Here is a 13,619-nt window from a genome sequence, read left to right as displayed (position 1 = left end):
ACAAAGTGCCTCAAAAATATTAAATGCAACTGTTTAAATATGATTTTGCTGTGAGTGTCTAAATTTTACACAGTCTCGCCTGTACTCCGATAAATTCGTTCTACGCTTACTATTCGTCTTAATAAAGGAGAACCAAAATGGCTGTAATGAAGCAGGATATTCCAAATCGTGTAACGGTTTACCATGACAATATCGATCAAGAACAAGAGCTGAAAAATGCGATGCTGCCAGAGAAACCGCGCTACTTTAACGGTGCTCCGACTTACAAAGCGAACAGCATCGAAGAGTTTGAAAGCAAAATCAGTCAGATAGGTTTGTCTCTCGATAAATAATTTTTCTTTTACCTAAAAGCGCCCTCAAAATGAGGGCGCTTTTTTGTTTATGTGATTGATTTGAATCTTAGGGAATTAACCTTGTTGTGCACTGCCTTGGCAGACCTGTTTTTGCACTGCTGGTGGCGCGGGCTCGTAATGGCTTAAAGTCATACTAAAACTGCCTTCACCACCCGTGATGGAGCGCAATCGACGAGCGTAATCTTGCAGCTCATTTACTGGTGACTTGGCTCTGAGTAAAGTGAAGCTGCTGTCTATTGGCTCGGAGCCTTCGATTAAGCCTCGGTTTCCAGATAAATCACCAGAAACATCGCCAACATTCGCGGTTGGGATGTGCAGTTCCATCTGGACAATGGGTTCTAGCACAATAGGATCTGCGTTGTTAATCGCATCTAAAAAGGCTTTCTTACCTGCGATGACAAACGCTATTTCTTTCGAATCGACGGAGTGATATTTACCGTCATAAACGGTGACTTCCACATCCTTAATTGGGTTGCCAGAAATCGCGCCTTCCTCTAACGCTTGCAAAATACCTTTTTCAACAGCAGGAATGAGCGCGGTTGGAATGGCGCCACCCACCACTTTGTTGATGAACTTAAATCCGGCACCACGTTCGAGTGGACGAACCTTCAATTGCACTTCACCAAATTGGCCTGCACCGCCACTTTGTTTTTTGTGTCGATAATGCCCTTCGGCAGGTTTGGTGATGGTTTCAAAGTATTCGACGCTTGGTTGGCAGGTTTCGACGTCCAGTTTGTACACGTTCGCCATCTTTTCTAATGCGACTTTGAGGTGAAACTCCCCTTGGCCGCTGATGATGGTTTCGTTGGTGCGAGCGCGATGTTCGATGCGCAGCGAAGGATCTTCACTGGCAATTTTATTCAGCACATCTCCTAATTTTTGCTCATCTCCACGCTTAAGAGGCTTCAAGCACAAAGAATACATGGAGTCAGGAAGGTCCAACGTTTTGAGTTGAACACCATCTTCTTCGTGAGAGTCATGAACGATTGAATCGAATTCGAGATCATCCACTTTGGCTAAAACGCAGAAGTCGCCTGCAAGCGCGCGAGGGATCTCGGTTCTATCTTTGCCCTGCAGTTGATATAAGTGCCCAACTTTAAATGCCTTGTTGCTTTCGCCAATATAAAGCTGGCTGCCCGCATTGATTTCACCCTGATACACACGTAAGTAGGCAAGTTTTCCCATATATGGGTCGACGCTGACTTTGTACACGTGTGCGACGGTGTGCTCTAAGGTTTCGCAATTTACTTTGATTTTTTTGCCGTTCTTTTCCAGTAGAGGAGGGTTACCCTCGTTTGGCATGGGCATGATCTCCGCCAAGGTGCGCAGCAGCAACTCGACGCCCGCGCCGGTTTGTGCTGAGACAAAACAGACCGGAATCACATGTCCAGTTCTCAGTGCTTCTTCAAACGGATCATGCAGTTGCTCTGCGGTGAGTTCAGAGCCTTGTTCCAGATACAGTTCCATCAGTTCTTCATCGACTTCGATGACTTGGTCAATTAAGGTCTCATGAGCTTCATCTACTGTTGCAAGTAAGGTTTCTCGTCCCAATTCTGGTTCGAAATAGCAGTCAACTACAGATTCCCCGTCAGTCGAAGGTAAGTTGATCGGCAAGCAGTGGTCACCAAAATGCTCAACGATGTTCTCCATCAATCTCTCTAACTGATTACCGTGGTTATCGAGCTTATTGATGATGATCATCTGACATTTTTGCTGCTCTTTTGCAAAGGTGAATAAGCGATCGGAAGTTTGGTTAAGCGGTGTTTGAGGGTCGATGACAAGGGCGGATGTTTCAACGGCAGGAAAAACGCTGATAGTACGGCCAAGTAACTCGTTTTGTCCCGGAGTGTCGATGATATTGAGCCGGTGTTTATTCCAGCGCAGTGCGACTGGCGTTGCTTCAATACTGTGTTGATATTGGATGGATTGAGGGTCGAAGTCGGTAACAGTATCGCCTTTTTCTACGCTGCCTAAATGGTGGGTGGCATCGCAGGTGAAGAGCAGTTTTTCTATCAGTGTGGTTTTACCGGTCCCGGTTTGACCGACAAAAGCGATATTGCGTATTTTATTGATAGGCATAAAGCCTCCTTGCAAGATGGCGTGAAAAACCTACGAATTGCTAGGAAGTGGGTTGTTATAGAAACCCACGCACTGCATTGGAGTAGGGCGGGATTACCGCCTATTCGTTTTCCACGTCATTTTCCGGATGACTCGATGCATAAGACCACCTTCTTGGACTACTGGAATCTTAGCATGCCTCAATAACCATATAATTTATGTGATTTATTTCATGATGGGGCTGATTGTTTTTTAATCGAGATCATAAACTCAGAGGTTCTGACTTTTGGAGCAAAACCTCTGGATTGTTTAGGCTATTTGGAAAAAACGATTTCGCCGTCGCGATAAACCAAGCTTGGCGTTACATCTTGTCCTAGTAACACCGGGCCATCAAGATCGACAACGCTTGCCTGAGCAGCAATAGGTAACGCGGCTCGCATCGCCAGCGACGTCCCCAACATACAACCGGACATGAGGCTAAAACCGAGTTTTTGGGCGTCGTCGGCTAATAATAGTGCTTCAGTGAGCCCGCCAGTTTTATCTAGCTTAATATTCACCATTTCATATTTGCCAACCAACTGATGCAATTGCTCTCTGGTGTGACAACTTTCATCGGCGCAAAGTGGAATGGGGTGCGGAATGCTGGCGAGTACGTTATCGCAGTCTTGTGGCAACGGTTGTTCGATCATGGTGATGTCTAGCGGTTCGAGTTGAGCAAATACCGTCGCGAGGTCGAGGCCTTGCCACGCTTCATTCGCATCTAAAACAATTTGCGCGTGCGGCGCAGCATCGCGTACTGCTGCAACGCGCTCAAGCACGTGTTCACCATCCAGTTTTACCTTAAGCAGTTTTGCGCCTTGGCTAAGATAAGCTTGTGCCTGTTTTGCCATCGCTTGCGGCGTGTCGATAGAAACCGTCATCGCCGTCACAATCGCCTCTGGTAACGTAAAGAGGTCGTGAACCTGTTGCTTGTGGCTCAAAAGCGCGTGAAGATGCCAAAGGGCGCAATCCAATGCATTTCTTGCCGCCCCCGCGGGCAATAACGATTGAAGCTGGCTTTTGAGAACCATGACATCAGCTTCGCCTTTGGCATACAAACTTTGCAGTTCATGTGCGGCGTGAGAAATCGCCTTAATCACCGATTCAACCGATTCACCATAACGAGGGTATGGCGTGCATTCACCTTGGGCGGTCATGCCTCGATGTTCAATTGTCACTCGGACTACGTGGCACTCTGTCCGACTGCCGCGAGAGATGCGAAATGGTGTCGCCATGGCAAGCGTGACAGGTTCTACATGAATTTTCATCTCACTAGTTTTCCCTAAACCACAGTTATTTTCTAAACCGTAAATGTTTCTTAAATCGTAAGGAGCCTATCTGCAACCGCATCAACGCCAAAACGTACAGGGTCGGTGACGGGCACTTGGTATTTGTCGCTCCAATCCTGGCATAACTGGGCTGCATCTTCTTCGCTGAGCGCCGAAGTGTTTAAGCAAATACCCACTAATTGAGCGTTTGGATTTGTTAGGCGAGCAGCGGCCAGATTCGCTTCTATCGTTTGTTCAATGGTTGGCAAGCTCGCATGTGGTAAGTTGCGGATGTGCGGGCGACCAATCTCATGGCACAGTATCAGAGCGTCAGCTTGTGCGCCGTGAAGTAAGCCCAAACTTACGCCAGCAAATGAAGGGTTAAACAATGAACCTTGCCCTTCGATGATGTCCCAATCGTGATCGGTGAACTCAGGGCTGATCGCTTCTACTGCGCCGGAGATAAAATCGGCAACTACAGCATCAATCGAAATGCCACTGCCTGCGATGAGAATTCCGGTTTGACCCGTTGCTTTGAACTCTGCACGACAGTTTTTACGCTTCAATGCATACTCAATGGCAAGGGCAGAGTACATTTTGCCAACGGAGCAATCTGTTCCTACAGTAAGTACTCGCTTGCCTGCACGAGCTTTGCCATTGCCGACCTTGAGCGGGGCATCATAATGGCGAACATCATACAGTTTGGTTAATCCGCGTTGTTCTAGATCGGCAAGAGGATCAAATTCCGCCAAACGTTGGTGCATGCCCGATGCAATTTCAAATCCCATCTCTGCCGCTTCAAGTAAGGTTGCTTGCCAAGCTTCGGGAATGACGCCTCCTGGATTTGCCGTGCCGAGCACCAGCGTTTTTGCTCCTTGCTGCTGCGCTTGTTGTAGTGTCATGTCGGTTAAACCAAGCGATACGGTTTCTGGCGTCAGGCGGATTTGGCCAAGACAAATCTCAGGTCGCCATTGGTATATGCCACGCGCGGTTTTTGCTGCGAGTGGATCGGTTACATCGCCAAGAAAGAGTAGGTAAGGTTGAGCAATTTGCATGATGGTTCCCTTCGTCATCGTTATTGCTCATTAATGTAGCCAGACTAATTTAGGAAACCGAATGCTTATTTGTTAGGCAGGCATAACTTCAGGTTATACCTTTAAACCATTTGTTGTTTTAGGGCGGTGATAAATTGCTTTGTCGCAATGGATTGAGGTGTGTGCTCTGCGAATAAAACAGAGACGGAGAAGGACATATTTGGCTCCAAAGCATGCACGGAAACGGCATTATCTTGGCGATATTGTTTTGCAGTCCAAGGGTCTACAATCGCGAATCCTGCTTCGTTTTTCACCAGTTCAGCCGCCGCGGAGTAGCTGCGGACGGTGATGGCATGTTGATAATGTTCGTCACGCGCCGATAAGGTTTGATGCAGCAATAAGCCCAGAGGGTCTCGGCTATCTAAACCGATAATGGGTAAATCGTGACTGATGAGTTCTTCTAAAGTGACGGTTTTTTCTGTGGGTATCGCTGCGCTTTTAGGGGCAATTAGCGCCAAGTTTTCTTTTAATAACATGTGTCCCATGATCGCTGGTGGCGTTTCTTCACCGAACGCAATGGCGACATCCAATTCATGTTTCAGTAAACCTGAGCACAGCTCATCGCGATTGGCCGTTAAGAGCTCAAAGGAGATGCTGTGCTCTTTCGACAACAACGCGACAGTCGGCGTTAACAAGTGTGCGGCCAAAACAGGCGGAGCACCAACTCGTAAATGTTGAGTTCCCTGTTTGACTTTGTTGGTCAGAGAGCGAAATTGTCCGAGTTGTTGATAGACTTTTTCAGCCTCTGGCAATAAGGCTTTGGCTTCTTGAGTTGGAACGAGACGGCCCTTTACACGCTCAAATAAAGCGAAGCTCAGTTGTTGTTCTGTATGGGCGAGAACTCGAGTGACATTAGGTTGGGAAACGTGCAGTAAGCGAGCCGCGCCTGACACCGTTCCTGCTTGCATAATGGCGTAAAAGACTTCTAATTGCCTTAAGTTCACTGCGATTTCTCTCTGCTCATGTTGGTCACCTCAGAATACCCAACCTTGCTGATAAGCGATAGAGGCAAAAGTGCTGGCGTAAAAAATAGGAAGACGATGTTGGTTGCCTTCCTATCTCGCTTTTTCAATTTCTCAACTTCTCAATTTCTATGCTTCACTTTGCTGCTGCATGAAGGGGCAGGTCGTTAAACGGCTCGACGTCTCGGCTGAGTAATCCCATCAAAATCACTGCTAATACCATGACAGCAGCTGCGATTGCAAAACCGTATTGTGTTAGTTCGTAATGACTCAATATTGCAATCAGGACGTAACTGAGAGATTGAATGGTGGTGGCAAACATGCTGATGCCGCCATCGACGCGACCTCGTTGATGAACCGCTACGGTGTGATGCATCCAGTTGACTCTCGCAATGCGATTTAGCGCGTTAAATACGCCAAACAGCGCCGTAAACAATAAGATGGTCAGCGGGCTCATCGCAAAACTCATCCCGATAAGCGCAAAAGAGACCATAACCATCGAAGCGAACATAATGTGGCTATGGGAGGAACGGCTTAGCACTTTGGTGACAATAAAGCCGGTTAGCAACGAGCCGAGGCCAAAACTGATGTTGAACCCTGCAAACCAATCGCCAGAGATGCCTTGTTCAGAAAACCAAATCGGCACCAGTTTGCTCAAATACGTCAATGCAGGATAAGAGAGGCAAGAGAGCAGAATAAAGCCATAAAATCGGGGTTCGAGACGGAATATTTGTTTGCTCTCTTTGAGTTGCGCGATGAAAGCAACGGATTTTGATGCCCTTAATTGTTGGGTATAAGGCGTCAGAATATAGAACATCGCTGCTAACGCAGAGGCGCTGGCCGCAAACAAAGCAAACTCTTTCATACCCCACATTTCAAGCAAAACAATACCCAACGCGCCAGCTCCGAGGGTTGTGGATTGCATTACAATTTCTTGCTGACCCGAAATTTTCGCATACTCATGGTGCTGATAATTTTCTTGGGTGAAAGCGTTGTTGGTCGTCCATGCAAAATTACTCGAAACCCAATACACCAATTGTGCAAAAGCCAGCAACCAGTGTGACTCGAACCCTAACCAATAAGCAATGAACACCACCAAAGCCATACCCGATTGAATCCATTGATTGAGCACGAGTAGTACTTTGCGTGAATGTCGGTCAATTAAAGTGGAAAAGAAAGGCGTTGCTAGAAAAGAAATCGCGGTGCAGCTCAGAGAAACTAAAGCGACGAATGTACCCATGTTAGGTTCGGAAAGCATGACCCATGGCAGTGCCATCATGAATAAGCCAGAGGAGATACTGTCGAAGAAGCGGCCAGCTAAGTACGGCTGAGTTTTATTTTTCATTATGTTTGCCTCTAACTCCCGATGGATTTCAAAAGGTTGATGTCCAACTGTCTTGTGTTTAACAACCAAGTCGTTCGCGCTGAACACATTATCTTGAGATCGCCGGGGTTTAGCGTTAATTAAGATGGTGCAACTTTAAAACCTCAAGTAAACTTGAGGTAAAGCATTTTTTTAACAAAATTGATACACAGGGAGTCAAGGATGGAAATCAGCGTAGGAGAAGTGGCAAAACGTTCTGGAGTGAAAGTATCTGCCCTACATTTTTACGAGCAAAAAGGACTGATTTCGAGTTGGAGAAATCAAGGTAATCAGCGTCGCTACCATCGCAGTGTGTTGCGCCGTGTTGCGGTGATCAAAGCAGCGCAGCAAGTTGGGTTGTCGTTAGAAGAAATTAAACATGCGTTAGATGAACTGCCGAAACACCAAGCCCCTAACAAAGCGCAATGGGAAGAAATGGCAAGCCATTGGCATGAACAGTTAGAACAAAAGATTCAAAAACTTAAAGCGTTGCAAAACGATTTAGGCGGATGCATTGGCTGCGGGTGCTTGTCGTTAGAAACCTGCGCACTGCGAAACCCAGAAGATGTATTAGGGAAAGACCACTCGGGGTCGAACTTAACGTTAGAAGAAGAGTAGCGATTATCTCTATTCTTTGTCGAAACTGTCGACTACGATCGCGCCCATCGAAGCAGGCATTGTGATGACGATAACGCGCTTTATCGCAACCAAAGGCTCATTCATGAGTGGCAGCTTATCAAGACAGAAAAGAACTAACGCTACCACAACGGCCGCAATGAGGTACGCGATAACCACACGAAAAATAAAGATGGATACGCGATTCTTGATGTGGCTTTGAAACACGCTTTGATACGCGAAAAAACTGAGGAAAATGACAGAAAGACTTAACAGCATGAGCAAGTTTGCCATTGGTAGGCTCTCACCCAATCGCCACGCCTCCTCCGAAAATGAGATCGGGACTGCTAGGGCAAAAGCACCAACCAATACTTGGCTAGCGTCTTCTAGATTAAAGTGGCTGCTCATGCTGTTTATTCCATTATTCGCTTGCTAGATGTAAGAGCTTTTCAAAACGCTCATTACCGTGCAGCAATTCGAGGTCTCGTTCTTCGGCAAGTAAATCACGAATGGATGGGCTGTATTCAATTGCGCGTTCCAAGTCTTCAATAGCTTGCTCTTCGATACCAAGGCGAGAGTATGCACACGCGCGTTGATACAGTGCAGGGCCGTTGGTGTAATCGACTTCAAGTACGCGGTTACAAATGCTAAGTGCCCAATGGTATTCGTTGATTTCCATCGCTGCGTCGGCTTTGTAAGTCAACGCTTCTAAATCACCTGGACGAATTAATAAGATTTCATCATAGATTTCAATACGTTGTTCTGGAGTTTGAGAGCTTTGTGCACGTAGCCATAAGTTATGGATCTCGTTGATTTTCTCAATCTCTTTGTTGTTTTCACTGATAATGCGAGTTTTGCGTTTTAAATCTCGCTCAAGGGCGACAAACTTTTTCTCGTATTCTTGGGCGATCTTCTCCAATCGTTTATCAGCCATCTCTTTGGTGTTGTGTTTAAACTCGCGCAGAGATTGCCATCCGACAAAGGCAATCAGCGATGCGACACCAGCAATGATGTAGAAGAAGTATGTAACGGTCACGTTGGCATAGTTCAACGATTTATCTGCGACCGTTAGCTCGCGATCGGTGATCTCTGTGATCATTCGCTTTTCTAGGCTTTGATAGTCCTGACGTAGCGCTTTTAGTTCATCTAAAATATAGCGTTCCATTAATGGTCTATCTAACAGATCCGATTCTGAATACTTTTCCTCCGATGCCATTGTTGGCAAGGCAAGTATCAGCGAGAAAAAAATACCAATAAATAAGCGCATATAACGTCCTTTCACGAGAAGAGTACAGATAGACCATGCAACAATAGCAAATAGCACAAACGTTTAGCAAAGTTATTACAAAAGAAATAACAGTCGTCTACGTAGAAGTCATATTCTTGTTGTTTTTCAGTTTGTTCCTGGTGGTTATTTGTTGTGATATCTTTTATCCTCCTTGCGAATTTATGATTAATGGAGTGAGCATGGACGCGCGAGCTAAGGATTACTTAGAACAATTCCTAGAATTATTATCACCAGAACAAAGGGAAGCTGTACCATCAGTCAGTGCTGACTATTATTGTGCCGACGAATACAACGCGAATGTATGCGCAGATTTGGTTCGTATTGGACAGAAAACTGCATCGTGCAGTTTGGAGCTTTGGTATCGAGAACATGGTGAAACCATGCCCCAAGTCGGTCATTTACAAGTAGTGACGAATTGGGATGGGGACCCGGTTTGCGTGATACGAATTACTGACGTAAGTACATGCAAATATGAGGATGTAACCGCAGAGTTTGCCTTCGCAGAAGGCGAAGGTGATAGAACCTTAAACTGGTGGCGTGATGCTCATACTGCATTTTTTAAAGCTGAATGCGATGAGTTGAACATCGATTGGCATGAGAAACGTGCGCTGGTTTTAGAGCGTTTTGAAGTGGTGTATCCCGTCAATTAATCTCTGATAGCAGCACTGATTTGAAGTGCTGCTTTCTTTACTGAGAGACCATTTTTAGCGCTTTCGAGCGGTCACACTAAACATGTGCCAATGTTTTTGGCTTCCGACTACAGTGGTCCCGCCTTCATCTCTTTCATGCAATGAAATGAGGTCGTAACCTTCGAATAAGCTTTCCACTTCCTTTTTTGTTAATGCGGTAATGTTTGGGTGCATTTCGGAGGTAACCCAGGAGTCTTTCACTCCCAAGAAATCGCCGCAGAAGATACCGCCCGGTTGTAATGCGCTGTCTATTTTTGTCCAGACTTGTTTGAAGCCTGTGTCAGGGCAAAAGAACAAACTGGCATTTGCGATAACCAAGCTGCACTGAGGGTAATTAAATTCAGTAAAACAGCACTGCGAAACCGAAAATCGTTTATTACCTTCAAAGCGTGTTAAACAAGTTTTTACTGCATCTTCATTGCTATCACATGCGTGAACCTTAAATCCCTGTTCGAGTAGAAAGTGGCTGTCTCGACCTATTCCGCAGCCAATATCAAGAGCGACTTTGCCTTCTATCTTAAGTCGGTTTAGGGCATTTTCCACGTTTGGGCGGTGAGGTTGGCTTAAAATTTTCTGATAGTATTCATTCCATTGCGCTGGCATTGAACTTCCTTATGTTGGTTGTGTCCCCTGCCCAAAACTAGCGTCCATTTTGTTTTGCTTGACTGGGGAGGTTTGTAGTATTGGCAGCTGTTATAGCTGATCTTCAATTGGTAATATTCCGGAGAACCAAGCGCCCATTTTTCGCCATACTCCTGCTTCTGGTTCGGAGTCGTATTCTTCGCCTGTTTTTACGTCGGTCCAGACAATGTCCCCGTCGCGCAGAGTTAAGGCATAGGCGTTACTCGACAGTTGACTCGGCAGTTGTTCTAGAAACATTTGCACATATTCTGGCTGTTCGATAACAACGGCCATTTCGGTATTCAAAGCGGCCGAACGTGGGTCCCAGTTCATCGAACCAACGAAAAGTGTTTTGTTATCAATCGTCATTGCTTTAGCGTGTAAACTTGCTCTGCTACTCCCCGTGAGGCTCCACTTACTTTTGAGTTTCGCGCTCGCTTTTACTTCCCAAAGCTTTATTCCAGCTTCGAGTAGATCTTTTCGATATTTTGCGTACCAACCATGCACGGCAAACACATCGTTAGACGCGAGGCTATTGGTCACAATCGTGATATCAACGCCTCGCTTGGCCGCGTTACTTAATGCTTGAGTACCTACTTCAGTTGGAACGAAATAGGGAGAGATGAGCACAAATGAATCCTCAACACTTTTAACCAGCTCCGTTAAATTATCAATAAGTTGGCTCTCTCGGGTCGCGACTTTATCGGGCAGATCAAACCATACTTTCGCTTCTCCCCAGTAGAGCTTGAGTTTGCCTTGTTTTAGATCTTGGTACATATCCAGTTGAGTGAAGTCATAGCGGCCGGTTGAAAACTTTTCCTCTAACCGGAGTTTATTGACCTGCTTTTGAATCGCTTGGTCGGTAATTTGCTGTGAATTCGGTGTAATCCATTCCATTGGTATCGAATAGGCGCTATTCCAGTAGAGGTCGAACTGATCGGCAGTTTGTTGTACCGCCTCACCATAGAGCAGAAGATCAAAATCACCAAACTCAACTTGCGATTCAAAAGAGAAGTATTCATTGCCGATATTTCTACCTCCGACAATGGCGGAAACACTGTCTGCAATCAGAGACTTATTGTGCATACGACGATTAAGGCGTTCAAAATCGCTAGCAAGAGCGAACCAACGGGAGTCGCGATACTGATGCGGGTTAAATAAGCGGATTTCTATATTAGGATGTGCATTGAGGGCAGCCATCACATCGTCGTTTCGCTTTTGCATATCGTCAAGCAACAGCCTTACTCGAACACCACTCTTTGCCGCTTCATACAAGCGCCACGTTATTAGCTGACTCGTTTCGTCACCACGGTAAATATAGTATTGAAGATCAAGGCTTTTCTGGGCGGACTCGATCAAAGAGGTTCGAGCAAGAAGGGCATCGTGTCCCTGATTTAACGGTGCAAAGCCAGTAATGGACTTAGGGTCTCTCCCGTAAGCTTCAAAGTACTTCGCAAGAACAGAATCCTTTTGATAACCGAGCTGAAAGCTGGTGGACTTTTCACTGGCGTCATTCAACGATACGGATGAGCATGCCGATAAAATAGTGAGCAGCGAGGGGAAGAGCAACTTGGCGAGCGTTTGTAACAAAGCACATTTCCTTGTCTTACAGAGTGTTACCTACTCCAAATTATAGACTTAAGCTGACGCCACATGCACCCAGAACCGTTTGATAACGAGCGATTAATCAATGAATTGCCATAGAGCCTGCACTAAGTTCAACTTTTAGAGCGCAGATAATCATTTATTTTAATTATCATTATGGCCGTATTGGTCATAATCACTAATATCTGGTGATTATGACCAATAGCACACTGGATAAAATAATGATTTTTATATAACCATATGATTTTTAATAAATAAATGCTTGGCATGTCATTTGCTGTTTAGAATAAAAGTTAAGTCAGAGCAACTTGCGCAGTTGGTTAATTTTTTGTTAATTTTATTAACTTTGAATTGGCAATAACTATCTAGTTCGCTGCTTAAAAGACTAGGCAAGTGCCGCTTTGATGTTTATTCAAATTCAATTCTCTCACCACCATGCTTACCGGGAGCAATGGACTGAATAAAAGTGTGGTGTTGAAAACAACAATAAAAAAGGATTTTCGATGTTAGCAAAACCCATATTACGTTGGCTTTTACCCTTCGTCGTCGTTGGAGGCTCTTATGCAGGATATGCTGCAATTGCCGCAACTGCGCCGGAAAAAGAGTCAACCAAAGATGCAATTACAGAGCCTACTGTTCAGGCTTCTTCTCTTTTTCCTACCGATCACAAAGTGGTGATTACCAGTCACGGTGAATTAGTCCCTTTTGAAAAAACACACCTTTCCGCGCAAGTTAGTGGTGAAGTTACAAGTTGGCACCCGAATTTTGTGACGGGTGGCATCGTAAAACGAGGAGAGGTTCTTTTCACAATTGAAAGTGACAACTATGAAGCGTCGGTTTTACAAGCTGAAGCCGATTTAGCTAGTGCACGCGCAAACTTGATTGAGGAACAAGCGAAAGCCGAAGTGGCAAAACGTCAGGCAAAGAGACTGAGCGATAAGCAAGTGACGGATCTGTATTTACGCAAGCCTCACGTTTTGAGCGCACAAGCGCAAGTGAAGTCGGCTCAAGCGGCACTCAAACGAGCAAAAAGAGAGTTAGAAAATTGCAAAGTCGTTGCACCTTACGATGCGCTGGTTGTTGAGCGTGATATTGGTGTTGGTCAATTTGTTACATCTGGTTCTCGAGTTGCCACGTTAAACAACATCGAAGTGGCAGAGGTGCACGTACCCATTGCCGGTTTTGATAGTGCATTTTTACCTGAATCCATTGGTGAACTCACTGCGACAGTGACGCAGCAAGGTGTGTTTTCTACCACTAGAGAAGGTCGAGTAGTTCGTGATCTAGGCATGATTGATAGCGCTACCCGAATGATTAACATGGTCATTCAAATCGCGGACCCATACGGTGTCGATAACCAGCTGCCTCCAATTAAATTCGGCTCCTACGTTGAAGTGAGCTTCACTGGTAAGGAACTTAAGCACATCTACCGCTTGCCACAGGAATTAGTTAAAAACCGTACCGTGTGGGTGGTGAATGGCGATAATCAACTTCAACCCAGAACCGTCACGGTTTTGAGAGCAGAAGGTGAGTTTTTGCTGGTTGGCGAAGGTTTAGAGCAAAGTGATAAGTTGGTACTGACCTTACCAGAGTACCCTCAAAAAGGCATGGCGGTACAAATCGCAAAAAAGAGTGACGACTCCGAAACCGTCGTACAGTAAGTA

13 protein-coding genes are annotated in these 13,619 nt (G+C 45.6%); 4 read left to right on the top strand and 9 right to left on the bottom strand.

Translation table 11 applies throughout. From position 1 onward, the window contains the following. The first annotated feature begins 137 nt into the window (after positions 1-137). A complete protein-coding gene (locus R8O10_RS05285; RefSeq protein WP_005373920.1) occupies positions 138-332 on the top strand; it encodes a hypothetical protein in 195 nt (64 codons plus the stop codon). A 75-nt stretch (positions 333-407) separates the two neighbouring features. Here the strand turns inward: R8O10_RS05285 and fusA are convergent, their stop codons facing one another. The 5 genes from fusA to R8O10_RS05260 all read right to left on the bottom strand — a co-directional run bounded on the left by fusA (position 408) and on the right by R8O10_RS05260 (position 7,119). Continuing rightward, entirely contained in the window at positions 408-2,432 is a 2,025-nt protein-coding gene (fusA, locus tag R8O10_RS05280) for an elongation factor G (RefSeq protein WP_104980430.1), read from the bottom strand. A 293-nt stretch (positions 2,433-2,725) separates the two neighbouring features. After that, positions 2,726-3,718, bottom strand: coding sequence for an N-acetyl-D-Glu racemase DgcA (dgcA, locus tag R8O10_RS05275; RefSeq protein ID WP_318191176.1), 993 nt, complete (start codon positions 3,716-3,718; stop codon positions 2,726-2,728). 50 nt (positions 3,719-3,768) lie between these two features. After that, the gene (gene dgcN, locus R8O10_RS05270) at positions 3,769-4,773 is read right to left on the bottom strand and encodes an N-acetyltransferase DgcN (RefSeq protein WP_158159504.1); all 1,005 of its coding nucleotides are present in this window, start codon (positions 4,771-4,773) and stop codon (positions 3,769-3,771) included. Positions 4,774-4,874: 101 nt separating this feature from the next. Next, a complete protein-coding gene (locus tag R8O10_RS05265) occupies positions 4,875-5,756 on the bottom strand; it encodes a LysR family transcriptional regulator (RefSeq protein ID WP_085569193.1) in 882 nt (293 codons plus the stop codon). Between the two features lie 154 nt (positions 5,757-5,910). Further along, a complete protein-coding gene (locus R8O10_RS05260; RefSeq protein WP_042523295.1) occupies positions 5,911-7,119 on the bottom strand; it encodes an MFS transporter in 1,209 nt (402 codons plus the stop codon). A 201-nt stretch (positions 7,120-7,320) separates the two neighbouring features. Between R8O10_RS05260 and soxR the strand changes: the two genes are divergently transcribed. Then, the gene (gene soxR, locus R8O10_RS05255) at positions 7,321-7,755 is read left to right on the top strand and encodes a redox-sensitive transcriptional activator SoxR (protein WP_005373898.1); all 435 of its coding nucleotides are present in this window, start codon (positions 7,321-7,323) and stop codon (positions 7,753-7,755) included. Between the two features lie 9 nt (positions 7,756-7,764). Here soxR and R8O10_RS05250 read toward each other — a convergent pair whose 3' ends face one another. Both R8O10_RS05250 and R8O10_RS05245 read right to left on the bottom strand, forming a co-directional pair. Then, positions 7,765-8,160 (bottom strand): DUF2391 family protein, encoded by a 396-nt coding sequence (locus tag R8O10_RS05250; RefSeq protein ID WP_005373896.1) that lies wholly within the window; start codon positions 8,158-8,160, stop codon positions 7,765-7,767. A gap of 13 nt (positions 8,161-8,173) precedes the next feature. Then, positions 8,174-9,019 carry a tetratricopeptide repeat protein gene (locus R8O10_RS05245; RefSeq protein WP_005373890.1) on the bottom strand — a complete coding sequence of 282 codons (846 nt, stop codon included), beginning with the start codon at positions 9,017-9,019 and terminating at the stop codon, positions 8,174-8,176. Positions 9,020-9,219: 200 nt separating this feature from the next. On the opposite strand from R8O10_RS05245, the gene R8O10_RS05240 reads away from it, so the two are divergent. Continuing rightward, positions 9,220-9,690, top strand: coding sequence for an ASCH domain-containing protein (locus R8O10_RS05240; RefSeq protein WP_318191175.1), 471 nt, complete (start codon positions 9,220-9,222; stop codon positions 9,688-9,690). A 54-nt stretch (positions 9,691-9,744) separates the two neighbouring features. Here R8O10_RS05240 and R8O10_RS05235 read toward each other — a convergent pair whose 3' ends face one another. Then, entirely contained in the window at positions 9,745-10,332 is a 588-nt protein-coding gene (locus tag R8O10_RS05235; RefSeq protein WP_222716442.1) for a class I SAM-dependent methyltransferase, read from the bottom strand. Positions 10,333-10,422: 90 nt separating this feature from the next. Further along, entirely contained in the window at positions 10,423-11,940 is a 1,518-nt protein-coding gene (locus tag R8O10_RS05230; RefSeq protein WP_222716441.1) for a phospholipase D family protein, read from the bottom strand. Between the two features lie 518 nt (positions 11,941-12,458). Here R8O10_RS05230 and R8O10_RS05225 point away from each other — a divergent pair. After that, positions 12,459-13,616 carry an efflux RND transporter periplasmic adaptor subunit gene (locus R8O10_RS05225; protein ID WP_318071631.1) on the top strand — a complete coding sequence of 386 codons (1,158 nt, stop codon included), beginning with the start codon at positions 12,459-12,461 and terminating at the stop codon, positions 13,614-13,616. The last annotated feature ends 3 nt before the right edge of the window (positions 13,617-13,619 follow it).

This window comes from Vibrio sp. 1727, assembly GCF_033344415.1.
Classification (GTDB): Bacteria; Pseudomonadota; Gammaproteobacteria; order Enterobacterales; family Vibrionaceae; genus Vibrio; species Vibrio alginolyticus.
This window is presented reverse-complemented; position numbering and strand designations above follow the sequence as displayed.

Bases quoted from the DNA above. Each gene is read 5' to 3' on its own strand.
- R8O10_RS05285 (WP_005373920.1), top strand. From the start codon at position 138: ATGGCTGTAATGAAGCAGGATATTCCAAATCGTGTAACGGTTTACCAT.
- fusA (WP_104980430.1), bottom strand. From the start codon at position 2,432: ATGCCTATCAATAAAATACGCAATATCGCTTTTGTCGGTCAAACCGGG.
- dgcA (WP_318191176.1), bottom strand. From the start codon at position 3,718: ATGAAAATTCATGTAGAACCTGTCACGCTTGCCATGGCGACACCATTT.
- dgcN (WP_158159504.1), bottom strand. From the start codon at position 4,773: ATGCAAATTGCTCAACCTTACCTACTCTTTCTTGGCGATGTAACCGAT.
- R8O10_RS05260 (WP_042523295.1), bottom strand. From the start codon at position 7,119: ATGAAAAATAAAACTCAGCCGTACTTAGCTGGCCGCTTCTTCGACAGT.
- soxR (WP_005373898.1), top strand. From the start codon at position 7,321: ATGGAAATCAGCGTAGGAGAAGTGGCAAAACGTTCTGGAGTGAAAGTA.
- R8O10_RS05250 (WP_005373896.1), bottom strand. From the start codon at position 8,160: ATGAGCAGCCACTTTAATCTAGAAGACGCTAGCCAAGTATTGGTTGGT.
- R8O10_RS05245 (WP_005373890.1), bottom strand. From the start codon at position 9,019: ATGCGCTTATTTATTGGTATTTTTTTCTCGCTGATACTTGCCTTGCCA.
- R8O10_RS05240 (WP_318191175.1), top strand. From the start codon at position 9,220: ATGGACGCGCGAGCTAAGGATTACTTAGAACAATTCCTAGAATTATTA.
- R8O10_RS05235 (WP_222716442.1), bottom strand. From the start codon at position 10,332: ATGCCAGCGCAATGGAATGAATACTATCAGAAAATTTTAAGCCAACCT.
- R8O10_RS05225 (WP_318071631.1), top strand. From the start codon at position 12,459: ATGTTAGCAAAACCCATATTACGTTGGCTTTTACCCTTCGTCGTCGTT.